Source organism: Nocardia nova NBRC 15556, assembly GCF_001613005.1.
Lineage (GTDB): Bacteria > Actinomycetota > Actinomycetes > Mycobacteriales > Mycobacteriaceae > Nocardia > Nocardia nova.
On sequence record NZ_BDBN01000072.1, the window covers coordinates 1 to 26,300 of the forward strand.

29 protein-coding genes are annotated in these 26,300 nt (G+C 66.0%); 3 read left to right on the forward strand and 26 right to left on the reverse strand.

The genetic code is table 11. From position 1 onward, the window contains the following. The 3 genes from NN2_RS25825 to NN2_RS25835 form a co-directional block, all read right to left on the reverse strand. Positions 1-1,834, reverse strand: a 1,834-nt coding sequence (locus NN2_RS25825; RefSeq protein WP_176580377.1) for a WXG100-like domain-containing protein, incomplete at its 3' end; no start/stop codon positions are given. Between the two features lie 16 nt (positions 1,835-1,850). After that, positions 1,851-2,351 (reverse strand): YbaB/EbfC family nucleoid-associated protein, encoded by a 501-nt coding sequence (locus tag NN2_RS25830; protein ID WP_063016680.1) that lies wholly within the window; start codon positions 2,349-2,351, stop codon positions 1,851-1,853. A gap of 25 nt (positions 2,352-2,376) precedes the next feature. Beyond that, positions 2,377-2,697 (reverse strand): WXG100 family type VII secretion target, encoded by a 321-nt coding sequence (locus NN2_RS25835; RefSeq protein ID WP_146098677.1) that lies wholly within the window; start codon positions 2,695-2,697, stop codon positions 2,377-2,379. 164 nt (positions 2,698-2,861) lie between these two features. Here NN2_RS25835 and dtd point away from each other — a divergent pair, with 164 nt between their 5' ends. After that, positions 2,862-3,305 (forward strand): D-aminoacyl-tRNA deacylase, encoded by a 444-nt coding sequence (dtd, locus tag NN2_RS25840; RefSeq protein ID WP_063016682.1) that lies wholly within the window; start codon positions 2,862-2,864, stop codon positions 3,303-3,305. A gap of 9 nt (positions 3,306-3,314) precedes the next feature. On the opposite strand, the gene NN2_RS25845 is transcribed toward dtd, so the two are convergent. Genes NN2_RS25845 through NN2_RS25865 form a run of 5 tightly spaced genes read right to left on the reverse strand, consistent with a single transcriptional unit; the run spans position 3,315 to position 10,508 of the window. Then, positions 3,315-4,103, reverse strand: coding sequence for an ESX secretion-associated protein EspG (locus NN2_RS25845; RefSeq protein WP_063016684.1), 789 nt, complete (start codon positions 4,101-4,103; stop codon positions 3,315-3,317). A gap of 10 nt (positions 4,104-4,113) precedes the next feature. Beyond that, entirely contained in the window at positions 4,114-7,074 is a 2,961-nt protein-coding gene (locus NN2_RS37425) for a PPE domain-containing protein (protein ID WP_063016686.1), read from the reverse strand. 2 nt (positions 7,075-7,076) lie between these two features. Continuing rightward, positions 7,077-7,409 carry a hypothetical protein gene (locus tag NN2_RS25855; RefSeq protein WP_063016688.1) on the reverse strand — a complete coding sequence of 111 codons (333 nt, stop codon included), beginning with the start codon at positions 7,407-7,409 and terminating at the stop codon, positions 7,077-7,079. Between the two features lie 21 nt (positions 7,410-7,430). Further along, positions 7,431-9,986 (reverse strand): WXG100-like domain-containing protein, encoded by a 2,556-nt coding sequence (locus NN2_RS25860; protein WP_063016690.1) that lies wholly within the window; start codon positions 9,984-9,986, stop codon positions 7,431-7,433. Positions 9,987-9,992: 6 nt separating this feature from the next. Beyond that, on the reverse strand, positions 9,993-10,508 hold the full coding sequence (locus NN2_RS25865) for a YbaB/EbfC family nucleoid-associated protein (RefSeq protein ID WP_051755293.1): 516 nt from the start codon (positions 10,506-10,508) through the stop codon (positions 9,993-9,995). A gap of 252 nt (positions 10,509-10,760) precedes the next feature. Here NN2_RS25865 and NN2_RS25870 point away from each other — a divergent pair, with 252 nt between their 5' ends. Then, on the forward strand, positions 10,761-10,958 hold the full coding sequence (locus NN2_RS25870; RefSeq protein WP_030513409.1) for a hypothetical protein: 198 nt from the start codon (positions 10,761-10,763) through the stop codon (positions 10,956-10,958). 59 nt (positions 10,959-11,017) lie between these two features. On the opposite strand, the gene map is transcribed toward NN2_RS25870, so the two are convergent. From map to rplN, 16 genes are all read right to left on the reverse strand, one after another. Then, the gene (gene map, locus NN2_RS25875) at positions 11,018-11,818 is read right to left on the reverse strand and encodes a type I methionyl aminopeptidase (protein WP_030513408.1); all 801 of its coding nucleotides are present in this window, start codon (positions 11,816-11,818) and stop codon (positions 11,018-11,020) included. 5 nt (positions 11,819-11,823) lie between these two features. Beyond that, entirely contained in the window at positions 11,824-12,369 is a 546-nt protein-coding gene (locus NN2_RS25880) for an adenylate kinase (protein ID WP_062994277.1), read from the reverse strand. Continuing rightward, positions 12,366-13,685, reverse strand: coding sequence for a preprotein translocase subunit SecY (gene secY / locus NN2_RS25885; protein ID WP_063016692.1), 1,320 nt, complete (start codon positions 13,683-13,685; stop codon positions 12,366-12,368). Before secY ends, NN2_RS25880 begins: the two co-directional genes overlap by 4 nt. 194 nt (positions 13,686-13,879) lie before the next feature. Next, positions 13,880-14,326 (reverse strand): 50S ribosomal protein L15, encoded by a 447-nt coding sequence (gene rplO, locus NN2_RS25890; protein WP_030513405.1) that lies wholly within the window; start codon positions 14,324-14,326, stop codon positions 13,880-13,882. After that, complete coding sequence (rpmD, locus tag NN2_RS25895; protein ID WP_030513404.1) at positions 14,323-14,508, reverse strand: 50S ribosomal protein L30; 186 nt, start codon at positions 14,506-14,508, stop codon at positions 14,323-14,325. Before rpmD ends, rplO begins: the two co-directional genes overlap by 4 nt. A 1-nt stretch (position 14,509) precedes the next feature. Further along, positions 14,510-15,154, reverse strand: coding sequence for a 30S ribosomal protein S5 (gene rpsE, locus NN2_RS25900; protein ID WP_039776501.1), 645 nt, complete (start codon positions 15,152-15,154; stop codon positions 14,510-14,512). A gap of 49 nt (positions 15,155-15,203) precedes the next feature. Next, positions 15,204-15,611: a 50S ribosomal protein L18 gene (gene rplR / locus NN2_RS25905; protein ID WP_030513402.1), complete on the reverse strand. Its 408-nt coding sequence runs from the start codon at positions 15,609-15,611 to the stop codon at positions 15,204-15,206. Between the two features lie 3 nt (positions 15,612-15,614). Further along, positions 15,615-16,154 carry a 50S ribosomal protein L6 gene (gene rplF, locus NN2_RS25910; protein WP_030513401.1) on the reverse strand — a complete coding sequence of 180 codons (540 nt, stop codon included), beginning with the start codon at positions 16,152-16,154 and terminating at the stop codon, positions 15,615-15,617. A 14-nt stretch (positions 16,155-16,168) separates the two neighbouring features. Continuing rightward, complete coding sequence (gene rpsH / locus NN2_RS25915) at positions 16,169-16,567, reverse strand: 30S ribosomal protein S8 (protein ID WP_030513400.1); 399 nt, start codon at positions 16,565-16,567, stop codon at positions 16,169-16,171. A gap of 261 nt (positions 16,568-16,828) precedes the next feature. Continuing rightward, positions 16,829-17,200 (reverse strand): hypothetical protein, encoded by a 372-nt coding sequence (locus NN2_RS25920; RefSeq protein ID WP_063016694.1) that lies wholly within the window; start codon positions 17,198-17,200, stop codon positions 16,829-16,831. An 82-nt stretch (positions 17,201-17,282) separates the two neighbouring features. Continuing rightward, a complete protein-coding gene (locus NN2_RS25925; protein ID WP_231983020.1) occupies positions 17,283-17,615 on the reverse strand; it encodes a hypothetical protein in 333 nt (110 codons plus the stop codon). Between the two features lie 201 nt (positions 17,616-17,816). Further along, entirely contained in the window at positions 17,817-18,386 is a 570-nt protein-coding gene (locus NN2_RS25930) for an SMI1/KNR4 family protein (RefSeq protein ID WP_063016698.1), read from the reverse strand. Between the two features lie 295 nt (positions 18,387-18,681). Then, positions 18,682-18,867, reverse strand: a complete 186-nt coding sequence (locus tag NN2_RS25935; protein ID WP_025347225.1) for a type Z 30S ribosomal protein S14 — start codon at positions 18,865-18,867, stop codon at positions 18,682-18,684. Between the two features lie 4 nt (positions 18,868-18,871). Further along, entirely contained in the window at positions 18,872-19,435 is a 564-nt protein-coding gene (gene rplE / locus NN2_RS25940; protein WP_030513397.1) for a 50S ribosomal protein L5, read from the reverse strand. A gap of 2 nt (positions 19,436-19,437) precedes the next feature. Further along, positions 19,438-19,752, reverse strand: a complete 315-nt coding sequence (gene rplX / locus NN2_RS25945; RefSeq protein WP_036498213.1) for a 50S ribosomal protein L24 — start codon at positions 19,750-19,752, stop codon at positions 19,438-19,440. A gap of 1 nt (position 19,753) precedes the next feature. Beyond that, on the reverse strand, positions 19,754-20,122 hold the full coding sequence (gene rplN, locus NN2_RS25950; RefSeq protein WP_030513395.1) for a 50S ribosomal protein L14: 369 nt from the start codon (positions 20,120-20,122) through the stop codon (positions 19,754-19,756). A gap of 403 nt (positions 20,123-20,525) precedes the next feature. Here rplN and NN2_RS25955 point away from each other — a divergent pair, with 403 nt between their 5' ends. After that, complete coding sequence (locus tag NN2_RS25955; RefSeq protein ID WP_063016700.1) at positions 20,526-22,565, forward strand: M13 family metallopeptidase; 2,040 nt, start codon at positions 20,526-20,528, stop codon at positions 22,563-22,565. A 2-nt stretch (positions 22,566-22,567) separates the two neighbouring features. Here the strand turns inward: NN2_RS25955 and NN2_RS25960 are convergent, their stop codons facing one another. Both NN2_RS25960 and NN2_RS25965 read right to left on the reverse strand, forming a co-directional pair. After that, a complete protein-coding gene (locus NN2_RS25960) occupies positions 22,568-24,676 on the reverse strand; it encodes an amylo-alpha-1,6-glucosidase (protein WP_063016702.1) in 2,109 nt (702 codons plus the stop codon). Positions 24,677-24,944: 268 nt separating this feature from the next. After that, entirely contained in the window at positions 24,945-26,099 is a 1,155-nt protein-coding gene (locus tag NN2_RS25965) for an alkane 1-monooxygenase (RefSeq protein WP_063016704.1), read from the reverse strand. Positions 26,100-26,300 lie beyond the last annotated feature (201 nt).

A 26,300-nucleotide genomic window follows, 5' to 3' on the forward strand; every position in this document is an offset into this window, starting at 1 on the left:
GAGCGTCGACCGGCGACGCTCCGGACGCGGCCGTGGAGCCCGTCGACGCACCGGCTGTCGCGCTCGAGCCGGTCGACGCTCCGGGGCCCGTCGCGCTCGAGCCCGACGACGCGCTCGATCCCGACGATGCGCTTGATCCCGACGTACTCGGCCCCGACGAAGCGCTCGGGCCGGACGATGCCGCCGGTCCCGGGGCGGCGGCGGAACTCGCCGACTCGGCCGGTCCGGACGATGCGGCAGGACCGGCGGCCGTGCCCGCTTCGCTGCCGGCGGGTACGGCCCCCGAGGCATGGGACGCCGATTCGGAGGCGGGAGCCGTTGTCGGCGTGACGTTTTCGTGCGTACCACCGCTCGGTGTCGCGGCGGTGTCCGCGGTGGTGGAATCGTGCGCGCCGCCCGGCACCTCGCTGCGAGCCGGAGGAGTCGGCGACGAGTCGGATACCGGTCCGGTGGATGTCGCGGATTCGGACGGCGTACTCGAGCCCTCCGACCCGGGACGCTCCGCCGGCGGAGTCGACGGTGTGGTCTCGGAGGTATCCGAACGATCTTGTGGCGCGGTCTGTTCCGGCGTACCACCGGCGTCGGATGCCGGGCGCTCGTGGGTGCCGGCCGTCGTAGTCGGCGCACCCGCGTGGCTGTCGTGACCGTTGGTCACCGCCCCGCCGCGCACGGACCCGGAGGATCCCGGCTCGCCGTTCAGGCCGGTAGCGGAATCACCGTGCGGCACAGCGCCATTGCTGTCGGACAGGTCGACACGGGCGTTCGGCACGGTGCCATCGTGGGTGGAGCCGTGCAGATCACCGATATTGCCCAGATCCGGCCGCGGCGCGTTCAGCTTCCAGAACGGCGAGTTCTCGAAATGGCTGTGCGCCATATTGTGATTCACCGCCGACGCCCCGCCGGTGATCGCTCCGGCGCTGAACATGCGCCAATCGACGTGCGTATTCTTCAGATTCTTCAGCGCGGTGTCCAGATCACCGTGCGCCAGATCGGAGGCGAACTGCCAGCCGACCGAGCCCCCGAAGGCTGCCACCGAGTTGACCAGGCCCGATCCCGCGCCGATCCCCGCGCGGGTGAGATTGACGCCCCACTTCGAGGTGACGTCGCCGACCTCGTTGCGGAAGGCGTTGCCGAACTTCTTGCCCATCGCCTCACCGAAGGCGCCGCCGGCCGCGCCACCGACACCCGCGGCGAAGGTGGTGACCTCGAGCTGCTGCCAGTCGATGCTCTTGCGGTGCCCCTCCCACACCTGCCACTGCTGCACCGCGAAATCCTGGATCGCCCCGAGGGCCGCATTCAGCAGCACATGGCGGAACATGAAGCGCACCAACGCGTTCTCGGCCAACCGGCCCGCCCAACCGGCCATCGCGTCGAGTACCCGGCGCATCATCATCCGCACCGCGACACGGGTTGCGACGATGATGCCCGCTTCCTCCGCGGGAGCCGTCGGCGGGAAGATCCACACCGCGGCGATATCGGCGGCGGTGATCACCAGCGTCGAATAGAACATCAGCTTGGTGTATTCGATCTGCGTTCCGCCGCCGTAGACCGAATCCCCGACCTGATCGAAGTATCCCGCCAGCGCCTCCAGCGAATCCTTGCCGTGGCGCATGCTGTCGAAGGTGTCGATCATCTGCTGCTGGCCGTCGCCGGACGGGTACGCGGCCAGTGTCGCGGATTTGGCGTCGTCCATCAGGCTCAGGATGTCGCGCAGTTCGCCGGCGGCGGTATGCCAGTCGCCTGCCAGCGACCACATATCGTCTTCGTTGCCGTGCGGCCACTCCATCCCGATGGCCGCACCCAGCCACTCGAGCCAGCTGGGAAACTCGATCATGCGCGGTTACCCCGGGTCACCAACTGGAGTCGGTGACTCGGCGTTCCGGTTCGACCGGATAGGTCTCCGCATCCGCGAACCGGAGCTCGTCCTCGCCATAGGCGGCGGTTCGATCCGGTGAATCCGGCGGCGCCAGTGAGGGTTCCGGTGCGGTCGGCAGGCGCATATCGGGCATGCCCTCGATCAGATCGGTGAGTTTGGGCAACCGGGCCCGGCGTTCCTGCAGCGGCGCCATCAGTTCCCGATGCCGCTGCGCCAGATTCTTCGACGCCTGCTGGGCGGCCTCGGTCACCGCCCGAGCGATCTCGGAATAACTGAGATCCTCGATTCCGGCGCCGAACTTGGTCTCGATGACGGTGCCGTCGGCATTCACGCTGACCGTCACCCGGTTCTTGCGCACCGACGCGGTGCCGGTCAATTCCGCACGGTCACGCTGGATTTCGGCGATCACGCGCAGTTGCTGTTTGGCCTCGCCGATGATTCCCGCCAGCTCGGCCTTCATATGCTCGTTCGTCATGGGCGCTCGATCCGCGGCTGTTCGATCACTTGAAGCCGTAGGTGTTGCCGTGCTCCATGGTCTCCAGATAGGTGGCACTGTCGTTCTGGCCGTCGGAGAACTTCTCGAAGGCGGTGGAGAAGTTACGCGCGCCGGTGACCATGTTGTCGTGTGCGGCGAGGTAGCCGTCGCCGCTGCCGGTACCGGCGAACTGCTTGCCCAGACTGTCGTCCCCCCAGCAGTTTCCGTAGCCGGTGGTCTTACCCTGCAGTTTCGTCAGCACCTGTTCGATGTGGTCACGCACGTCCTGCGTCTTCCCGGCGGCCGTGCGGAGTTTCGCCACCTCGACCTCGATCTCGTCCGCCATCGTCCGTCCCTCCATCGCACTGCCGGCCGGCGCCCGTCGACGCTGGTCTTCGACGATGGCAGTCCCGGGAGAATCATCAGTGGCGCCGACGTGAACTCCGGGTGGCCGGTCCCGAAAGCCACCGCGAAACCCACCGCGGCGGCCGGTAACCGATGATGGGGGGCATGCGAATCCTGGTACAGCGCGTCAGCTCGGCCCGGGTCACGGTCGACGACGAGGTGGTGGGCGAGATCGACCCGCCCGCGATGGGAGTGCCGCACGGCCTGCTCGCCCTGGTGGGCGTCACCGGCACCGATACCGCCGCGCTCGCGAAGACGCTGGCGGACAAGTTGTTTCGCCTGCGCATTCTGGAGGACGAACGCTCGGCCGCCGACCTGGGCGCGCCGATCCTGGTGGTCAGCCAGTTCACCCTCTACGCCGATACCGCGAAGGGCCGGCGGCCCTCCTGGTCGGCCGCGGCACCCGGAGCGGTCGCCGAACCCCTGGTCGACGAATTCGCCGCAGCACTGCGCGATCTCGGCGCCACCGTCGCGACCGGCCGCTTCGGCGCGCACATGCAGGTGTCGCTGGTGAACGACGGGCCGGTCACGCTCCTGCTCGAGGCGTGAGCGGCGCGCTCACTCGTCCACCTCCTGATAGTCGTTCATCCGCTGCACGATGTGCTCGGCCTCGGTGTCGATCCAGTCGGCCAGTCCCGCCGAGCCCATCCCGACGGCCACCGGCGCCGGTTCCTCCAGGGGAATCACATAGCGACCGTCGTCGGGCAGATCGCGCCACAGCCGGGCCACCGAGATGCGGCCGCGGGGACCGAATTTCGATCTGCCCTGGGTCAATCGAACGGTGCCGGTGTGAGTCGCGGGAATGTCGAAGAAGGCCGCACTGGTGAGCCCGCGGTAGTCGTCATCGTCGTCGGCGACCATCGAACCGCCACCGGAGGACCGGCCGGTGCTCTCGCCGATCTCGATCTCGATCGGTCCGCGCCGACCCGGTCCGGCCGCCGGCAGCAGTCCGACGACCGTCTCACCGAGCGCCCGCGGATCGCAGGCGGTGATGGTGAAACCTTCGGCGTGTCTGAGGGTTTCGCCCGGCAACTGCACCACGACGAACCCACGGGAGCCGAGCCGCCCGGCATAGAAGCGCACCCGCTTGTTCGGATTGTCGAAATCCGAATCCTCCCACGCCTCGCCGCCGACCAGCACCTCCGGCAGCACCATGGTGTCCACGATCGCCTCGAAAGCGCTGTCACCGCGGTTCTCCAACTCCGCTCGGATGCGGCGCCATTCGCGCTCGTAGTCGTCCAGATACGGGATGCGGCTGGTGATGCTGAACATCGACGGCACCAGACCGAAGAATCGGGTATCGCACAACACCTTGAATTCCAGGTCCGTCAGGGTCCACCTGTTCACATTTCCTCGTTCATGGTTCGATCACCGGCTTGACCCGGAACGGGGTGTCGCCCATCGCGTCGTCGAGCCAGTCCGTGGACGTCAGGTATTTCGGCCGCCGGTGCTGACCCTGCGGTCCGGAGTTGCCCGCGCTCGACGCCGGGGTACCCGCCATACCGGGCTGGCCGGGTTGTCCGGGCTGACCGGCCTGCTGATCGTACGAATCGTGGTGTCCGGCACCATAGGTGGAGACGTCCGCCGGTAGCGATGCGCGCGGGAATTTATCCGGTTGCCGCGGTTGATCGAGTTGCTGGGGCGGTGTCGCATCGTCGGGCCCGACACCGCCACCGACTCCACCACCGTCACCGGCTCCGCCACCGGCATCGGCGCCGCCACCGGCATCGGCGCCTCCCCCGCCGGCGCTGTCGCCGCCGGGATCCAGTTGTGCCGCGATATCCGACAGCCCCTCCATACCCGGGGTGTGGCTGAGGTCCCGCAGCCGTTCCGCCAGCGAGTGCAGCGGATCGGTATCGCCCGTACCGGACAACAGTTGATCCAGGCCGGGAATCCCGGAAAGCAGGTGGCTCAGATCCGGATTGCCGGAGAGCAGTTGATCCACCCCGGTCGATCCCGAGACCAACTGGTCCAGACCGGGGATACCGGACAGAAGATGACGCAGATCCGGATTGCTCGCCAGCAACTGATCGAACCCAGGAATGCCGGAGAGCAGTTGCCCCAAGCCGGACAGGCTGTCGTGGGCCGTCTGCCCGAGCTGGTTCAGTGCCTGTTCGCCGCCCGAGAGCAGCGATTCGAGCGGATTGGTGCCACCTGCGCTCCCTCCGAGCAGCGACGCGAGCGGATTCGAGTTGCCCGTCCCGCCGGACAGCAGCGACTCCAGCGGATTCGCACTTCCCGTCGTCGCCGAATTACCGAAGGACGGCACCGTCCGACCGGCGCTGTCGCCGGTGGTGCCGGTTCCGGCCTCCGTATTCTGTTCTCCCGCAAGGCCGGACAGGAGATCGTCGAGTGACGGCAGCTGCTGCTGACCGTTCTTGGCCGCGCCCGCCCCGGACTGCTGGGTCTTACCGAGACTCGACGGAATCGACGACGAACCCGTCCCCGAGGTGGATCCGGTGCCGGTCGACGAGCCGGTGCCACTGCCGGTCGGACCGGAGTACGGCGTGCTGCTGGGACCGGAACTGCCGCCGGAGGATCCGCCGGTGTCGCCGAGTCCGGCGGAATTGAGCAGGTCGCTCAGATTCGGTAGTTGCTGGTTGGACTCGCCGCTGCCCGGCATGCTGTCGTAGTTGCTCGGCATCGGCGAACTCTTGCCGGTGCGACTCGAACCCGAGCTCGCCCCGGATCCGCCGCCGTAACCGCCGCCCGTACCACCTCCGTAACCGCCGCCCGTGCCACCGCCGTAGCCCGAGCCGTAGTCGGAACCGCTGCCGTAGCCCTGGCCGCTGCCATAGCCTTGGCCGCTGCCGGAGCCCTGGCCACTCCCGTAGCCGTCGCCACTGCCGTAACCGGATCCGCCGCCGTAACCGGAACCACTGTCGTAGCCCGAACCACTGCCGTAACCGCCTCCGTAGCCGGAGCCACTGCCGGAACCCGAACTGTGCGAACCCTCTTCGTAGCCGACCTGGTAGCCCTGCTGGTAGGCCTCCTGCAGCTGCTGCGATGTGGCGCCACTACCCGACCCACTGCCGGAGCCGGATCCGCTGCCATAACCCGACCCACTGCCGTAACCCGAGCCGCTGCCGGAGCCGTTACCCGAACCGCTGTCATATCCCGAGCCGCTGCCGTACCCGGATCCGCTGCCGTAACCCGAGCCGCTCCCGTATCCGGAACCGCTGCCGTAGCCCGAACCGCTGCCGTATCCAGAACCGCTCCCATAGCCCGAACCACTGCTGTAGCCCGAACCCGAACCACTCCCCGACCCGCTGCCCGAACCCGAGCCCGAGCCGCTGCCCGACCCGGATCCACTACCCGACGTGCTACCACCGCTCGCCTGGCCCGGGATGGCGATCGTCGGAATCGTCGAGATCGTCGATTTCATCGGTTCCGCGTAGTACTTCTTGTAATTCGCGCGGTATTCGTCGGTGTGGTGATGTTTGCAGCCCGTCTTCTCCGGCTGTCCGGGAGTGGGCATCGACTTGCGCGTGGCCTCGAGCCAGTCGCTGGTGTACCGCAGACTGGCACCGGTCACCTTGATGGCGTCGATCAGATCCTGCGTACTGTCCTTGTAATTGCGCACGGCGGTCACCGCCGCGGCCGACGACGTACCGGTCCAGCTGGCCTGCAACTTCGCGATCTGGTCCGCGTAGGTGGCCATATTGCTGGAGAGCAGCTTCGACATCGAATCCCAGAATCCGGACAGATCCATCGGCGGCTGGGCGTGAATCGTCTGCCCCAGCTGAATCATCTGGTCCCAGTCCAGACTGTCCGGGTTCTCGATATTGATGGTGACCGAATCGGTCTTACCGCCGTAACCCTGGATCGCCTCCGGGAAACTCGGCATCGACCAGCTGTCGTCGACGAGATCCTGATTGAGGTCGGCGACCAGACTCCCACCGTTCGAGGAGAGTTTCGGCGGCGTCACATTGCTGGTGACGTCCTTGGGTTTGGCCAGCGTGTCGAAATTGAACGTCGAACTGTGCTCGTGCGCCGCGAAGGTCTTCCCCGCGGCGACGAAGGTGTCGAACTGATCGCGGACCACATTCGCATGGGTCATCAGCGAGTTGTACAGTGCCGCACCGTGATTGCTGTAGACACCGGCCAGATCGCGGCTGGACTGCAGAATACTGAAGGCGCCGACCTCGTGCGCGCGGGTGTCGTGGACCGATTGCGCCAGGGCTTCCAGATTGGCGATCAGCTGCGCCGCGGCATCGGTGGCGGCCTTGATGTCCTTCGTATCGAACTGCAGCACACCGGAATTCGCCGCACCCAGAATTTGGGTCCATTCGGTGGTATCCGCATTCGGCAACGTCATGATCAGCCTCCGAGGCCTTGGGTCGAACCTTGTTCGGCGGCTCTGAACTGGTCGGCGGCCGACCGCTCACCCTCGGCGAATTGAAACAGGGCATCGGCCATGCTGTAGCCGCCGTCGACCATATTGGTCCGCGTCGCCTTGTATCCCTTGTCGCCGTCGGCGAACTTCTTGCCGGACTTGTCGTTTCCCCACGGCTGGTTGGCGGAGTCGTTCTCGATTCCGGCCAGCGTGCTGTGCAGGGTATCGATCACGCCCCGAACCTTGTGTGAGACTTCCTCGGGCAGGTCGGCGGCTCTTGTCAGCGCGTCGACATCCACCTCGATCTTCTCCGCCATTGTCAGTCCCTACCTGTGTGCCTACATCTGGAACGGCTTGTCGACATTCGGGTCGCCCCCACCCGGGTCGCTCGCGCCCGGATCGTCCGAGGCCGCCGCGCGCGGCGCGGGCGGAGGCTCGGCCGCGTCCAGCCACGCTTGCTCGCCCGGTGCGTCCGGGGCGTCGTAGTGCGCCGGCATCGGACCGATGTCCGGCACCTTCTTCGGCCGCGACTTCGCGCGATAATCCTTGCCCGGCCCCAACGGCCTCCCCGGATCCTTCGGCTCATCCGGGTCAGCGGGCGGGGGCGGAGCCGGCGCCGGACGCGACGGCGTCATGTAATTCGGATCCGACGGGTCGCGGAAACTGCCGCCCTGCCCACCATTCACCGGCGGCTGCGGCGCCCGACGCGACGGAGTCATATAGTTCGGATCCGACGGATCCCGGAAACCACCGCCCTGCCCTCCGGTGGAGGGATTCGACACCGGGGCAGTCGGAGGGCCTTGCTGGGTGAACGGTCTGGAAAAGTTCGGCGGGCCACTCGGATTGCCCGTCGAATTCCCCACCGGCGCAGCGTGAACCGGCGCCGACGACGAGCTCACCGGCCCGCCCCCCGACGCACCCGGCTGCGTGAACGGCCGGGAGAAATTCGGCGGATTGCTCGAATTCCCCACCGGCGCAGCGTTGATAGCAGGCGCCGGGCGAGAGCCGGGGGCCGCGCCCGCGGAATTGCCGATCGGATGCGGCACCGATCCGTCACCACCGCTTACCGGCGGGGCGGGGGCCGGACGCGACGGCACCATGTAGTTCGGATCCGAGGGCGAACGGAAACCACCGCCCCCCTGCCCACCACTCACCGGCGGCTGCGGCGCAGGACGCGACGGCGTCATGTAATTCGGATCCGACGGATCCCGGAAACCACCACCGCCCTGCCCGCCGTTCACCGGCGGCGCAGGGGCCGGACGCGACGGCACCATATAGTTCGGATCCGACGGATCACGGAAACCACCACCACCCTGCCCACCACTCACCGGCGGCTGCGGCGCAGGACGCGACGGCGTCATGTAATTCGGATCCGACGGATCCCGAAAACCACCACCCGCTATGGACGTCGACTGATGCGGTCCACCGAAACCCGCTGGGCCCGAATGCGTTCCGCCCGTTCCTGATTGTCCGCCCGCCCCCGCTGCGTGCGTCGGCGGTGCAGGGGCCGGGCGCGACGGCACCATGTAATTCGGATCCGAGGGATCCCGGAAACCACCGCCCCCCTGTCCGCCGTTCACTGGTGGCTGCGGCGCAGGACGCGACGGCGTCATGTAATTCGGATCGGACGGATCCCGGAAACCACCACCTTGCTGGTGGTTTCCGCCGTTCGTCGTCGAGGTATTCGTCGTAGACGCCGCCTCATTCTGTCCCGGCACCGGTCGCGGCGTCAGCGGATTGTTCGTGGGTGGCGTCTTCGGCGGGGCCCAGGGCGCCTTCGCATTCATCCAGAGGTTGAATCTCGGGTCGCCCTCGGTATTGGTGGTCGTCTTCGTTCCCAGACCGCGCATACCGCCGACCATTCCGCCGCGGGCCGCACTACCTACCCAGCCTTCCGGTCCCGCGAACGCGCCCGCGATATCACCGGTCACCGCACCCGCGCCGATATTGCCGAATATGTTGCCGAAGACACCGGCCGTGGCACCGATCGTCGCGCCTTGCAGGAACATTCCCGACCGGAACGGCATATTGGTGATCGCACCGCCGAACTTCTTGTCGAGATTGCCGATCCCGAAGCCCATGTACCGGCCGAGTTCGCGGCTGGGAATGGTGCTCAACGCCGAGGCCGCCCAGGACGCGCCGAATTCCTTCCAGTTGAATCCGTGCCGCTTACCGTCCGCGATCTGTGCGCCCTGCACGATCGCGTTGGTCACCGGAGCCCAGAGCGCGCCCTCACCGAATTTCAGCGTATACACGCCCATGCCTTTGGCCGTGGGCAGAATCGTCTTGGCCTTGTACTTCCAGGTCTGTCCCTTCATCCCCTTCCAGGTATCGGCGGAGAGGATGTGCTTGAACCAGTACCGCGAGGCGCCGTTGAGTTCGCCGCGGGTGGCGAATCCCAGTTTCGCCCAGGCACGTTCGAGCGCATTCTGCAGTGCGTCGGCGATGAATTTCACGATCGATCGGGTGGTGCCGATCGCGGCGGCCTCCACCGCCGGCGCGGTCGGCGGGAACAGCCACGCCCAAGCGATCTCGACCAGCAGAATGCACAGCGAGACGATGATGTTGATCTTCGCCGACTGCAGTTCGGTACCGACGTCGAAGGTCGAATCGCTGATGGTCTTGAACGATTCGGCCAGCGTCGCGAGCGACTGGTCACCTTGCAGAAAGGCATCGAACAACTTGCCGATCTGATCGGCGGCATCCCCGGCCGGAAATGCCGCCATCGCTGCCGTTTTCGCGCTCTCGATACCGGGAACCTGCGCCGCGAGATCCTTGGACGCCTGCTCCCAGGCCCGCGAAACCGCCCACATCTTGTCTTCGTCACCGTCGGGCCAGCTGGCGCCGGCAACCCAGGCGATCGGACGTACGGGCGGGGGCAGGTACAGGCTCACGGGGGATCAGTCCTCGTCGGACACCATCGAGCGGTGCGCGCTGCCGTCCACCGGATGCGCGGGCGGGACGTCGCGATAATCCTCGATCCGGGTCGGCGCCGGTGGCGCGGTCGGCATCATCTGCCCGAGATCCGGTGCGCCCTCGACGAATTCCGACAATTTCGGCAATTGCAGCTTCCGCTCGCGCAGCGGCTGCATGAGTTCGGCGCCGAGTCGCAGCACCTCCGCCGCGGCCTGCTGCACCGCCGCGGTCATCCCCGCGGCGATCTCGTCGTAGGTCAGATCCGCGATATCGTCGGCGAACTTCGTGTCGATGAGCAGTCCGTCGGCATTGACGGTCACCTGGATTCGCTGCTCACAGGTGTTCGCCGTGGCCGTCAGCCGGGAGCGTCGCAACTGGATCTCGGCGATGCCGCGCAATTGCTCGTCGAGCCCCTCGAGCACCGTCATCATGTCGGCATGGAGCCGTTCGTTGACCACTGCCACCTCCACCGTCGACGCGCGCAGTAGCAACAACAGCACACCAGATTGAATATCCGGTGGCGCCCAAGGAAATTCAGTGTCGGCTACCGCCGTGCACCCGGGCCGGGGCGGGCGACGGCGGCGCCGGGTAGCTGTGGCACACCCGCAGCGCCTCGCCGCACCGCTTGTGAGATGTCCAATGCGCCACCCGGAACGGAACGATCGGACCGGCCCGAGAGTTAGGTTCTCGACCAGCAGATATTCATCACCACGTGCGGTCTCGACGCCGTGCGCCGACTGTGAGGAGGGCCCGTGACCGAACGCAGTATCGCCATGAACCCCGGAATGCACGAGGTTCTCGACTACTTCGGCAAATGTCCCGAATGCGGTTATCCCGCACGGGCTTCCGCCGATTTCGCCGGGGCGCCCACCGTCGTCGCCAGTTGCGACCGCCCGTGCGGCTGGACCGGCGTGGTTCCGCTCACCACCATGACGGGACGCACGGCGTAACACCCCAGACAGCACGACGCACCCGCGCCGACGAGGCCACGGGTGCGTCGCGAAACGTATTATTCGGGTCGAACGGTCAGGATCCGCGGACCGTCCTCGGTGACCGCTACCGTGTGCTCCCAGTGCGCGGCGCGACTGCCGTCGGTGGTGACGACGGTCCAATCATCGTCCAGCACAGTCGTTTCCGTGGTGCCGAGAGTCAACATCGGCTCGATCGCCAGCACCGAACCGACCACGAGTTTCGGGCCACGTCCGGGTGCGCCCTCGTTGGCGAGGAACGGATCCATATGCATCTGGCGGCCGATGCCGTGTCCGCCGTACCCGTCCACGATGCCGTAGGCGCGGCCGTGCTCCTTCTCCGCGGCGCGCGTCCCCAGCTCGATCGCGTGCGAGACGTCGGTCAGGCGATTGCCCGGCAGCATGGCCGCGATACCGGCGTCCATCGACAGCCGGGTGGCCTCGCTGAGCAGCCGATCGGCCTCGATGACCTCACCGATGCCGAACGTCCACGCCGAATCGCCGTGCCAGCCCTCGAGAATCGCGCCGCAGTCGATGGAGACCAGATCGCCCTCGGCGAGCACCTCGTCCTTCGACGGAATCCCGTGCACCACACGGTCGTTCACCGACGAGCAGATCGATCCCGGGAAGCCGTGATAGCCCTTGAAGGACGGGACGGCGCCCGCCTCGCGAATGGTCTGCTCGGCGACCTCGTCCAATTCCCAGGTCGACACCCCGGGCTTGGCGGCCGTACGCACGGCAACCAGCGCACGGCCGACGATCGCGCCGGCCGCGGCCATGGCATCGAGCTCACCGGCGGTGCGGAACGGCACCACCTTCTTCTGCTTGAGGCCGAAAACCATTCGCCTCAGCGACCCAGAACGTGGAGCACGCGGGCGTTGACCTCGTCGACCTCACCCACGCCGTCGATCGAGACGACCAGGCCGTCGTAGTGCTGCAGCAGCGGTTCGGTCTCGTCGCGGTACACCTGCATCCGGTTGCGGATGACTTCCTCGGTGTCGTCGGCGCGGCCCCGGCCGAGCATCCGCTCGACCACCACATCGGTGGCCACCTCGAAGCTGATCACGGCGTCCAGCGCGTGACCGGACTCCTTGAGCATCTTCTCCAGGGCCTCGGCCTGGTCGACGGTGCGCGGGTAGCCGTCGAGCACGAATCCGTTGACGGCGTCGGGCTCGGCGATGCGGGACTCCACCATGCGGTTGGTCACATCGCTGGGCACCAGGTTGCCGGCGTCGAGGTACTTCTGCGCCTCGCGACCCAGCGGGGTCTGCTGGGAGATGTTCGCACGGAACAAATTCCCCGTGGAGATGTGCGGAACACCCAGCTTGTCCGACAGCAGTTCGGCCTGTGTCCCTTTACCGGCACCCGGCGGTCCGAGCAGTACGAGTCTCACTTGAGGAACCCTTCGTAATTTCTGTTCATCAGTTGGCTCTCGATCTGTTTGACCGTATCGAGGCCGACGCTCACGACGATCAGCACCGACGTGCCTCCGAACGGCAGGAAGTTCGAACCGCCACCGCCGGCACCGATGTGCAACAGCAGGTTGGGCAGTACGGCAACAGCACCGAGGTAGATCGAACCGGGGAGGGTGATTCGGCTCAGTACATAGTTCAGATAGTCGGCGGTCGGCTTACCCGGACGGTAACCGGGAATGAAGCCACCGAACTTCTTCATCTCGTCCGCGCGTTCCTCCGGGTTGAAGGTGATCGCGACGTAGAAGTAGGTGAAGAACACGATCAACGCGAAGTAGATCAGGACGTACACCGGGTTACCCGGGTTCACCAGATACTTCTGGATGATCTTCTGCCACCAGCTGTCGGAGTTGGAGGACTGGGTCAGCTGGGCGACCAGATTCGGCAGATACAACAGTGAGGACGCGAAGATCACCGGGATCACGCCGGCCTGGTTGACCTTCAGCGGTAGATAGGTCGACGACCCGCCGTACATCTTTCGGCCGACCACGCGCTTGGCGTACTGCACCGGTATTCGGCGCTGGCCCTGTTCGACGAAGATCACGCCGACGATCACCACGAAGGCGGCGACACACACCAGCCCGAAGATCAGACCGCCCTTGCTGTCGAGGATCTGCTTGCCCTCGCTCGGGATGCGGGCGGCGATACCGGCGAAGATCAGCAGCGACATACCGTTGCCGATACCGCGCTCGGTGATCTGCTCGCCGAACCACATCACCAGCGCCGCGCCGGCGGTCATCACCAGCACGATGATGATCAAGCCGAAGATGCTGGTGTCGGCCAGGATCTCGTCCGGGCAGCCGCGCAGCAGCTGGCCGCGCGAGGCGAGCGCCACCAGACCGGTGGCCTGCAGAATCGCCAAAGCGATCGACAGATAACGCGTGTATTGCGTCATCTTGTTCTGGCCGGACTGGCCTTCTTTTCGCAGTTCCTCGAACCGCGGAATGACCACCGTCAGCAGCTGGATGATGATGCTCGCGGTGATGTAGGGCATGATCCCGATCGCGAACACCGACAGCTGCAGCAGCGCACCACCGGAGAACAGATTGATCAGCTGGTAGATGCCGGCGTTGTCACCGCCGGAGACGACGTCGATGCAATGGCGGATCGCCTTGTAGTCGACTCCGGGCGACGGTAGCGAGGCGCCGACGCGGTACAGCGCGATCAGGCCCAGCGTGAAGAGAATCTTCCGCCGCAAGTCCGGGGTCCGGAAGGCCGACACGAAGGCGGAAAGCACAGATCCTCCTGGCTGACGACACGGGGGTCACGCCCACTTCCGTCACCTCGGCACATACCGGTGCCCTACAGGGCAGGGCCGGTCCTGTGCCACGACAACGGGGCAGACTGGTTGGCAGACAACACTTGAACTCTAACAGCGGCGCCGGACGGGCTCTCACCCGTCCGGCGCCCCGACTGTATTACCAGTAACTGTCAGCCCAGTTCGGTGGCGGTACCACCGGCGGCGGTGATCTTCTCCTTGGCGGAGCCGGAGAACTTGTCGGCGCTGACCTGAACGGCCACACCGATTTCACCCTCGCCGAGCACCTTCACCAACTGGTTCTTGCGCACGGCACCGGCAGCGACGAGCTCGTCCTTGCCGATGGTGCCGCCCTGCGGGAACAGCCGCGCGATATCGCCGACGTTCACGACCTGGTACTCGACGCGGAACGGGTTGGTGAACCCCTTCAGCTTCGGCAGGCGCATGTGGATCGGCATCTGGCCGCCCTCGAAACGGGCCGGCACGTTCTTGCGAGCCTTCGTACCCTTGGTACCGCGACCGGCGGTCTTACCCTTGGAGCCTTCACCGCGACCCACACGGATCTTCTCGGTCTTGGCGCCCGGGGCGGGCCGCAGGTGGTGGAGCTTGATGGGGGTCATGCGGTTTCCTCCTCAACGGAAACGAGGTGGCGCACGACGTTGATCAGCCCGCGGTTCTGGGCGTTGTCCTCGCGGACCACGGTCTGGCGGATACCGCGCAGGCCGAGGGTGCGAAGCGACTCCCGCTGATTCTTCTTGGCGCCGATCGTGGACTTGATCTGGGTCACCTTGAGCTGTGCCATGTCAGACTCCCTGTCCGGCACGCGCACGCAGCATGCCCGCCGGGGCAACGTCCTCGATCGGCAGACCGCGGCGAGCGGCCACCTCCTCCGGACGCTGCAGCATCTTCAGGGCAGCGACGGTCGCGTGCACGACGTTGATGGCGTTGTCGCTACCGAGCGACTTGGCCAGGATGTCGTGGATACCGGCGCACTCCAGCACGGCACGCGCCGCACCACCGGCGATCACACCGGTACCGGGCGAGGCCGGACGCAGCATGACGACACCGGCGGCAGCCTCACCCTGCACCGGATGCGTGATGGTGCTGCCGATCATCGGGACGCGGAAGAAGCCCTTACGAGCCTCCTCGACACCCTTCTGGATGGCCGCGGGGACTTCCTTGGCCTTGCCGTATCCGACACCGACCAGGCCGTTGCCGTCGCCCACGATCACCAGGGCGGTGAAGCTGAAGCGACGACCACCCTTCACGACCTTGGAGACGCGGTTGATCGCGACGACGCGCTCGAGCTGGTTCTTCTCGGCCGCATTGTCGCGACGGTCACCGCCGCCGCGACGGTCACGACCGCCGCCGCGCTGATCGCGCTCGTTGCCACTGCCACCCTGTCCGGCGGGTCCGCTGCCGCCGTCACGCCGCTGACGTCCCGGCATCAGACGTTCCTTCCGTTCATGTTCATTCGGTCCATGAGCTGAATCTGCATCAGAATTTCAACCCACCTTCGCGAGCAGCATCCGCCAGAGCGGCGATGCGGCCGTGGTAGTCGTGGCCACCGCGGTCGAACACCACGGCCTCCACACCGGCAGCCTTCGCGCGGGCGGCCAGCAGCTCGCCGACCTTCTTGCCCTTCGCGGACTTGTCACCGTCGAGCGCGCGCACATCGGCCTCGATCGAGGACGCGGAGGCGACGGTCTTGCCGACGGAGTCGTCGATCACCTGGGCGTGCAGGTGCCGCGAGGAGCGGAACACGACCAGACGCGGACGCTCGGCGGTGCCGAGGACCTTCTTGCGCAGACGGAAGTGCCGACGGGTCTTCGACACCCGGCGACGAGTCGACGCATCCTTGCCGACCGGCTGGCGGGCGGCTTTCTGAGCTTCAGTTTGTGCCATGGCTTACTTACCCGTCTTTCCGACCTTGCGGCGAACGACCTCACCGGCGTAGCGGATGCCCTTGCCCTTGTACGGGTCGGGCTTGCGCAGGCCGTGGATCACTGCGGCGATCTGGCCGACCTTCTGCTTGTCGATGCCGGACACCGAGAACTTGGTGGGGGCCTCGACCTGGAAGGTGATGCCCTCGGGGGCCTCGATCGGAACCGGGTGGCTGTAGCCGAGGGCGAACTCGAGGTTCGAACCCTTCTGCTGCACGCGGTAACCGACGCCGAAGATTTCCATCTTCTTCTCGTAGCCCTGGGTCACGCCGACGATCATGTTGTTGATCAGGGTGCGGCTCAGGCCGTGCAGCGAGCGGTTGCGGCGCTCGTCGTCCGGACGGCCCACCTCCAGCTCACCGTTCTCGGCCTTGGTGACGGTGATCGGCTCGGCGACGGTGTGCGAGAGGGTGCCCTTCGGACCCTTCACCGACACCTGCTGGCCGTCGATGGTCACCTCGACGCCGGCGGGAACCGAGATCGGCTTCTTACCGATACGCGACATTGTTCCTACCTCCCTTACCAGACGTAGGCGAGGACTTCCCCGCCCACACCCTGCTGCTTGGCCTGACGGTCGGTGAGCAGGCCCTTCGACGTGGAGATAATTGCCACGCCCAGACCGCCCAGCACCTTGGGCAGGTTGGTGGATTTCGCGTACACCCGCAGACCCGGCTTCGAGACGCGGCGCACACCCTGCAGGCTGCGCTCCCGGCTCTGGCCGTACTTCAGGTCGACGATCAGGGTCTGGCCGACGGGCGCATCCTCGGTGCGGTAGTCGGCGATGTAGCCCTCGCGCTTGAGGATCTCGGCGATGTTCGCCTTGAGCTTCGAGTGCGGGGCCTTCACCTGATCGTGGTACGCCGAGTTGGCGTTGCGCAGACGGGTCAGAAAGTCTGCGATCGGATCAGTCATGGTCATGTGTTGACCGTTACCTTTCTCGCCGCGGTTCCCATACAGCACCGTCACGCGGGGCGGTCGTGGGCCTACGACAATTTCGGCTGGTCCGGCCGACACCGTTGCCGACCGGATTGGAATGCTGTCACCCGGAGCAGCGCGCACGCATATGGGCACGAGGGTGCCCGAGCAACCGGTCTAGTGTAGGCGAGCGGTATGAGCGGGCAAAATCGGGGTGACCACCGCCGACTGCGTCACAGCGCGCCGTACTCCGCCGCGCTTCGGCTACACCTCGAGTTCCTCTTCGATGCCGCGCAGGCGATGCCGCGCCGGAGCGAGGTTCGCCCGGCCACGATCCAAGGCCAAATAGAGGAACAGGCCCTTGGAAGTGCGGCCGGTCATCGGGCGAATGATGTGGTACTGCGTGGACAGGGAGATCAGAATGTCCTCGATCTCCTCGTTGAGGCCCAACTGTTCGATGGTACGCAGTTTCGCGCGCACCACCTCCGTATTACCGGCACCGGCGACCTGCAGGTCCAGAGCCTTCGAACTGCCGAGCATTCCCAGCGACATGCCGCTGTTGTAATCGACGACCGATGCGCCGAGCGCGCAGTCGATCGCCATCATTTCCTTCAGCGCCAGATCCAAATTGGACATAATATTCCCGGAACGAACCGTCCCCCGCGTGCAACACCCCGGTACTTCTCTCCTGCTCCAGCCGTGTCATTCCACGGCCAGGTCAGCGCCCATGACTGCCTTCGGCGAGTTCGGACAGGATCGCGCGCAGCTGGTATCGGGACATCGCCAGATTCCCGGTCTCCTCGTCGAAGAGGACGTGGACGAACAGCCGGCCGTCGAAATCGCCGTCGACCATATTCAGCAGGTGATAGCCGCGGGGGCCGGACACGATGATTTCGGTGACGTCGTCGTCCGGTTCCGCACCCAGCGCCGGGCAATTCAGCACGGCGCGCACCACATCCGTTGTGGCAGCGGCATCCTCGTGCTCGTCGATCGGATCGTGCCTACCGGCGGCGGCGACGGCGAGCCCACTCGCCCCGTCCACCAACGTCACTCCGCGCGCACCCGGAACTTTCGTCGCGCCACAGGTCATCCGGTTCGCATCAGGCCCGGTACAGCCGAAACCCGCTACCCGCACCCATGTTTCGGGCAGTCCCATTCACCGGCCGGGTGCCAACTGGACAGTCGAGCAAATCGCAGGTGCACACCCGGTCCCGGCATCCGGACAGATCGGACGACCGCGGCGCGAACCGGGTCAGAACGGTGCGAAGCTCGGCTGAATCGCCCTGTCGGCGATCAACTCCGCCACATCCTCCGGCTCCAAGAACGTCAACTCGTCCGGACCGGCGACGTCCCGGGGTTCGGGATTTCGCAGCCGGTCGACGAAGCGAAGCACGAATCCGGTGAACGGTCCGTCGAAGACCTCGGTGCCGACCTCGTGCACCATCGTCACGACCTTCCAACGCTCCGGGTCCGGATCACAGGGCAGGAAGAAATGTTCGTCGCCGCTGTGGTCGTAGCCCCAGGAAATGAGACCCCCCGGCTCGGGGTGAATCGGATACGGCACGTCATCGGGATCGTCTTCTCGCAATTCGCCGAATGTTTCGTGGATGAGCTGCATGCGCTCCAGCAGCGGACTCGGTCCCTGCGGATGAAAGACGGCGAGCTCTCCGGAAATCACCCCACTGCCGTAGGCATCGAGAAACGCCTTGAAGTCACCGGGCAATGCGGCGCCCACATAGTTCTCGACCTGCGCCCAATCGCCGGCCGCGCGCCGCGGCGCCGGAGCGCCCAGCAACCGCACGAGTTCATCGAAATCCGTCACGCACTTCCCCGTTCCATCGACAGCCGAGCGGTGGACAAGGTAGCCGCGCGATATGAACTGCGCCGGCGATTCGTTGCCAGCAGTGAGAAGGACGCGAACGGCAAATCTTTTGCGCCACAGGATTTCCGGCGGAGTATGGACGCGTCGATCCCCGAGCCGGATTTTCGCGGAGATTGCACGAGGAGTTCGAAACCTTCACCCCCAACACAAGAAAGGGTACGGACTCGGATGAGTCCGTACCCTTTCTCGATTCGATTGTCGCGCTCAGCGCGGGCGCTGCGTCAGCAGCGCCGGCTCACCAGGAGCTCTTGTGCACGCCCGGCAGCTCGCCGCGGTGCGCCATCTCACGGACGCAGACGCGGCACAGGCCGAACTTGCGGTAGACCGCGCGGGGGCGGCCGCAGCGCTGGCAGCGGGTGTAGCCACGCACGGCGAACTTCGGCTTCGCGGCGGCCTTGTTGACGAGAGCTTTCTTAGCCATGTGCTCAGTTCTCCTTGAACGGGAAGCCGAGGTGCTTGAGCAGGGCGCGGCCCTCCTCATCGTTGGTCGCGGTAGTAACGACCGTGATGTCCATACCGCGCGGACGGTCGATGGAGTCCACGTCGATCTCGTGGAACATCGACTGCTCGCTCAGGCCGAACGTGTAGTTGCCGTTGCCGTCGAACTGCTTCGGCGACAGGCCGCGGAAGTCGCGGATACGGGGCAGCGCGATGGACACCAGGCGGTCCAGGAACTCCCACATGCGGTCGCCACGCAGCGTGACGCGCGCACCGATCGGCATACCCTCACGCAGCTTGAACTGCGCGATGGACTTGCGGGCCTTGCGGATCTCCGGCTTCTGACCGGTGATCAGGGCCAGGTCGTTGACGGCGCCGTTGATCAGCTTGGCGTCGCGGGCGGCGTCACCGACACCCATGTTGACGACGACCTTCACCACGCCCGGGATCTGCATCACGTTGGCGTAGTTGAACTCGTTGTTCAGCGCGTCCTTGATCTCCGCGCGGTAGCGCAGCTTCAGGCGGGGCTGAATCTTTTCAGACGTGGTCATGCTCAGATGTCCTTCCCGTTGCGACGGGAGATGCGCACCCGCTTGCCGTTCTCGTCGGTGCGGTAACCCACCCGGGTCGGCTTGCCGTCGGAGTCGACAACCATCACGTTGGACACGTGGATGGGCGCCTCCTGGGTCACGATGCCGCCGGAGCTGGCGCCGCGCTGGTTCGCGGAGTTCGCGACGTGCTTCTTGATCCGGTTCACGCCCTCGACCAGGACCTTGTCGGTCGCCGGGTAGGCCTGGATGACCTTGCCCTTTGCGCCCTTGTCCTTACCCGAGACGACGATCACGGTGTCGCCCTTGTGCACCTTCATGTCAGAGCACCTCCGGGGCCAGCGAAACGATCTTCATGAACCGCTTGTCACGCAGCTCGCGGCCGACGGGGCCGAAGATGCGGGTGCCACGCGGATCGTTGTCCGCCTTGATCAGCACCGCGGCGTTCTCGTCGAACTTGATGTACGAGCCGTCCGGACGACGACGCTCCTTGACGGTGCGCACGACGACCGCCTTGACGACGTCACCCTTCTTGACGTTGCCGCCGGGGATGGCGTCCTTGACGGTGGCGACGATGACGTCGCCGATACCGGCATAGCGACGCGACGACCCGCCGAGCACGCGGATGCACAGAATCTCCTTGGCACCCGTGTTGTCGGCGACGCGCAGTCGCGACTCCTGCTGAATCACTTCAGCTCCTCCTAGACCTGGACGTAATGCACGCCGGATTGCCGACCCGACGGGCATGGTCAGTTGCCCTTCGACGGACCTTGACGGCCCGCTCCCGCAAGCTCAGCGGGGCAGCGCCTGCCAGCGGTTTTGCATGATCGGAAGGATCAACCACTGTGGGTTCGCGGCCGAAGTGCGGGCACAATACCCGCAGGCAACCCGACAAGTGTAGCGAAGCCGCAGGTCGCGCCCAAATCAGGGTCGAACGGGGTCCGGCACGGCCACCCCACGGGTGGCGGTCGAACTCAGCCGAGTCTCAGCAGGTTCGGTTAGCCTCTCACGGACGCAACCGGCCCGGCCTCCGCGTGGAGTCGCAGTGACGGTCGTCGCGCAGGTGCACGATGAGTCGGGGAGAGGATTTTCTGTGACATCGTCCGGTCGCCAGGTCCGCCTGGGTCGCCGCTCGTTCCTGATCGCCCTCGGCGCGGTGCCGGTGGCCACCGCCCTGGTGGCGTGCAATAGCGACGCGAAGCCGAAACCCCTCACCGGCCCCGATCTGTCGGGCGTCGATCCCGCGGTGCGGCCGCAGGACGATCTGTACCGCAATATCAACGGCGCCTGGCTGCGCACCTACCAACTGCCGCCGGACAAGGTCTCCTACGGCACCTTCGCCGAGGTGTCCGATCGGGTCGAAGGGCAGCTGCGCGAGGTCATCGACGGAATCCACGATCCCAAGGACGGGTCGGAGGGCCAGCAGATCCGCGACCTCTACGACGCGCGGATGGATCTCGACACACTCGAGAAGCTCGGCACCACCCCGCTGCAACCGCTGTTCGCGCGGATCGACGGGGCGCAGACCAAGGCCGATCTCGCGAAGGTCATGGGCGCGCTGCCGCTGGGCGGCCTGATCGGGCTCGGTGTGAGTATCGACCGCAAGAATTCGAATGCCTACATTCCGTCCGTGGGCCAGTCCGGTCTCGGAATGAGCGAGCAGTACTACCGGAAACCCGAATTCGCGCAATATCTTTCCGCGTACCAGACGCTGCTGCACAAACTGGCGACCGGCGCCGGCCTGCCCGATCCGGACGGCGCGGCCGAACGCACACTGGATCTCGAGAAGCGCATCGCCGCCGGTTACTGGGACAACGTGCGCACCCGCGACTCCGATGCCACCTACAACCTCATGGCGTGGAACGAGATGACCACGCTGGCACCGGGTTTCGACTGGGAGCCGTGGCTGGCCGGCAGCACCGACCGGCCCAAGGAACTGTTCGGGAAGATGGTCGTCGGCGAACCGTCGTTCGTCACCGCGGCCGGGCAGCTGTGGACCGAGGTGGATATCAACATCTGGCGAGAATGGCTGAAGCTCAGCCTGCTGCGCAAATACGCCAAGTACATGAACAAGGATCTGTCGGACGCGAATTTCGATTTCCTGAAGGCCACCAGCGGGATCGAGCAGCGCCCGGAGCTGTGGAAGTCGGCGGTCGCGGTGGTCGACGCCAATCTCGGTGAGCAGCTGGGCAAGTTGTACGCGGCGAAATACTTTCCGCCGCAGGCGAAGACGCGCGCCAAGGAGCTGGTCGACAATCTGCTGGCCGCCTATCGCGACAACTTCCGCAACTCGTCGTGGATGTCGCCGCGGACCCGCGAGGCCGCGATCGCGAAACTGGACAAGATCACGGTCAAGATCGGCTACCCCGACAAGTGGGTGGACTATTCGAAGCTGAAGGTCACGCGCGGCCGGCTGGTCGAATCCCTGCTCGCCATCGAGGCTTTCGAGGCGAAGCGTTCGATGGACAAGCTGGGGACGCCGGTGGACAAGGCCGAATGGGGTATGTCGCCGCAGACCGTCAACGCCTACTACGAGGCAACCTCCAATTCCATCAACTTCCCGGCCGCGATCCTGCAAGCCCCGTTCTTCGACACCGACGCCGAACCGGCGGTGAACTACGGCGCGATCGGCGCGACCATCGGCCACGAGATCGGGCACGGCTTCGACGACCAGGGCTCGAAGTACAACGGCGACGGCAATCGCGAGGACTGGTGGACCCCGGAGGACCGGACCGCCTTCGAGGCCAAGACGAAGCAGCTGATCGATCAGTACAACGCCCTGGTGCCCGAGGGCCTGCCGCCCAGCGATCACGTCAACGGCCAGCTGACCGTCGGTGAGAACCTCGCCGACCTGCGCGGACTGATGATCGCGCTGGCCGCCTTCCGCATCGAGGAAGCCAAGAACGGCCGCAACACGCCCGACTACACCCCGATGTTCCAGTCCTGGGGCCGCAATTGGCGGGAGAAGCAGACCCAGCAGTCGCTCGAACAGCAGGTTGCCACGGATCCGCACTCCCCCGGCGAATTCCGCTGCAACCAGGTGGTGCGCAATCTGCCGGAGTTCTACGCGACCTTCGGCGTCCAGCCCTCGGACAAGCTCTTCCTGCCCGAGGACCAGCGCGTGATTCTGTGAGGTCAGTGGGTGATCAGCCGCCAATCCTCGGGCAGGTTGGCGGCGGTCACCTGCTCACCGTCCACTGCCAGATCCACCGCAGTTCCGCCGAGGCGCAGATCGGTGAGCTCTACCCTGCCCCAGCGCGCGGGGACATGCGGCAGGACGGTCACCGTGCGGTGCGGCACGTCGGGTTCGAGCCCCAGGAACGAACGGACCAGCAACAGCGGCGCGGCGCTGGCCCAGGCCTGCGGGGAACACGAGGTCGGATACGGCACCGGCGCCGAGAAGCGGGAGCGCTGAAAACCACAGAACAACTCGGGCAGCCGGCCGCCGAAAGCGGTTGCGGCGTCGAGTAATCCGTTGGACAACCGGGTGGCCAGCCCGACCGCGCCCGGGATGTGGCGGTAACGCAGCAGACCGGCGACCGCGATGGCGGTGTCGTGCGGCCAGACCGAACCGTTGTGATAGCTCATCGGATTGAACGCGCCCATCCCGGAAGACAGTGTGCGCAAACCGAATCCGGAGTCCATCTCCGCGGTCGCCAGATGGTGCACCAGTTGTTCGGCGTGGTCGTCGGTGACGATGCCCGACCACAGGCAATGGCCGACATTGCTGGTGAGCGCATCGACGCGGCGCTTGTTACCGTCCAAAGCGACCGCATACCAGCCCTTTTCGGGAATCCAGAAGGCTTCGGCGAATTTCGTGCGCAATTCGGCGGCATGTTCGCGCAGCTTCCCGGCCTTGTCCGACTGCCCGAATTCCTCGGCCAGTTCGGCCCGGGCCAGGATCGCCGCATAGACGTAGCTCTGCACCTCACACAGCGCGATCGGCGCCTGGGCGAGATGTCCGGCCGCGTCGTTGATGCCGTCGAAGCTGTCCTTCCAGCCCTGGTTGATCAGGCCGCGGTCGGTCGCGCGCTGATATTCGACGAAGCCGTCACCGTCGCGATCGCCGAAGTGCGACATCCAGTCGAGGGCCGCGTCCGCCGCCGGCAGCAGCGTCTGCACCGCCTCCGGCGACGCGCCCCAGCGCCGGGTCTCGGCCAGCAGCATCACGAAAAGTGGTGTGGCGTCTACGGTTCCGTAGTACACCTCCCCGCCCAGGGCCAGTCCGCCCGCCGGTCCGCGGCGGATCTCGTGCATGATCCGGCCCGGCTCCTCCTCGGTCAGCGCGTCGACCTGCTGGCCCTGCATTTCGGCCAGCTGCTGCATGGTGCCGAGTGCGAGCGAGGAGTCCAGCGGCAGCGCCATCCACGCGGTGAGCAGCGAGTCGCGGCCGAACAGCGTCATGAACCACGGTGCGCCGGCCGCGACGAAGGTGCGATGCCGGCGTTCCTCGCGAATCTGCAGTGCGCCCAAATCGCTTTCGGTGCGCTGCAGAATGGCGGTGAGCTGCGGATCACCCGTGGTGAGTTTGGTGGCGGTGTCACGCCAGGCCGCCATCTTGCGGCCCGGTTCGCTGCTGCGATAGTGCTCGCCGGGGCGCAGGGCGACATGCACCCGCTGATTGGCCACGGTCGGCTGCGCGAGGATCTCGGTCTGCCAGCGGCCGGTGGCGGGCACGACGATGCGCCAGGTCAGCGAGCCGGGCAGCACGGTCGGGAGCTCCGAGGAGGACACCGCCAGGCCGCGTGCGCGATCGGAGCGGTCGTTGAGCAGCAGTTCGTTGTCGGTGACCAGTATTTCGGCGCGTCCGTGCCCGGCCCGGCCCTCCTTGACGGCGAACAGATCCACGAAGTCGGCGTCGGCGCGCAGCTCGAGCACGACGGCCGTGGGTTCGCGGCCGAGATTCTCCAGGATGACCGTTTCTCGCATCCCGTCGGCGACGAGTCGTTCGCGCACCACCAGGAGACTGGAATCGGCGGCGCCGGACCGCGGCGGCCGCCGCAGGATGAAGCGCGCGGTGAATGCCTCGGGGCTGAGCACCGACAGCGGTTCGAGCCGCTGCCCGTCCACGCGCAGCTCCCACCGCGACACCACCCGGGCGTCGCGATAGAACAGGCCCTGCGAGGTTCCCGATTCCACATCGCCGACCCGGTCGGACAGGCAGAAGGTGCTGCCCTCGACCAGCGTCACCGAACCGTTCAGCAGGGCGGGTTCGCCGCCGTTGAGAGGTGAGGGCCCGGTCATCGCGCATCACCCACTCGGGGGTGTCGCGGCGCCGCGGTAGGCACGGTAGATCGTTTCGTCGACTCGAACATCACCATCGCGAACGGCTCCTCCCTGATCACCGGCGACAACCGATCCGGCTCGAGGTTTGCGTGGGCCTATCCGACAACGTTCGCACGAGAACGTCTCGATCATCGAGAGTAACCGCTGAACGGTGCTCGGCACGGCCAATCCCTCGACCAGGTCGCAAATCCGCGCTGTGGCACGGCACGGCGCATCGCCGAAAAACTCAGCGCGAGCGCTCGCCAGTCCCCTCGATCGGCTGTTTGCGCCGCGTTTTGACGTTGACCAGGCCGAGGTCACCGCCGTAGTGGGCCAGCACGCGAGGATCGATCACGGCGCGCCACAGCGGCGGCACCGCGGCCAGCAGGACCATCCCGGCATAGCCCATCGGAAGCTGTGGCGCCTGCTCGACGCTGCGCAAGGTCTGGTAGCGGCGACCCGGATTCGCGTGGTGGTCGCTGTGGCGCTGCAGATGGAACAGGAAGATGTTGGTGACCAGACTGTCGCTGTTCCAGCTGTCGCGCGGCGAGCAGCGCCCGAATGTGCCATCGGCGCGGCGCACGCGCAGCAGGCCGTAGTGCTCGACGTAGTTCACCGTCTCGAGCAGACAGGCGCCGATCAACGCCTGCAAGGCCAGCCACGGGATCACCCGCGGACCGAAATACAGGATCATGGCGCCGAACAGCACGACGCTCATCGACCAGGCCTGCAACAGATGGTTCTCGTAGCTGAACCACCGTTTTCCCCTGCGTGCCAGGCGGTCTCGTTCGAGCCGGAACGCCGAGCGGAGCCCGCCGAACATGCTGCGCGGCAGGAACACCCACAGGGACTCGCCGAAGCGGGCGCTGGCCGGGTCCTCCGGTGTCGCGACGCGCGCGTGATGGCCGCGATTGTGCTCGACGAAGAAGTGCCCGTACGCGGACTGCGCCAGGGCGATCTTCGACAGCCACCGTTCCAGATGCTCGGACCGGTGGCCGAGTTCGTGCGCGGCATTGATCCCGATGCCGGACACCACTCCGAGTGTGATGGTGAGGCCGAGTTTGTCGACGAACGACAGCCCCGTGTCCACCCACAGATAGCCCGCGATGAACAGGCCGAGGAATTGCATCGGCAAGAACAGGTAAGTGCACCAACGGTAGTAGCGGTCGTTGGAGAGCGCTTCGTAGTCCTCGTCGTGCGGATTACTGCCGTCGTTCCCGATCGCCCAGTCCAGCAGGGGGATGACCACGAAGACGATGATCGGCCCGATCCACCAGAACACCGGTGAGCCGGTGACTACCACCAGCGGTCCGGGGAGCAGGGCACAGGCCGGTGCTATCAACCCCAGCATCCAGAGGTAGCGCTTGGGGTCGCGGGCACGGGTGTTTTCGAAGATCGCCATGTACTTCTCGCTATCCAGAAGTGACACCAGATCGAGAATGCGGCCGCGCGAAGCGGCGCCGGCCTGAAATATGAAGCGGCGTAGGCCTGAAACATTCAGAGTAGCCGCTCCTCCCAGGCTGTCCAGAGATCAGCGAAAAAGACCTACAGACGTGCAGATACCCCGAAATCGCCAAGGTATGACAGCAGTTTTTCGGACTGG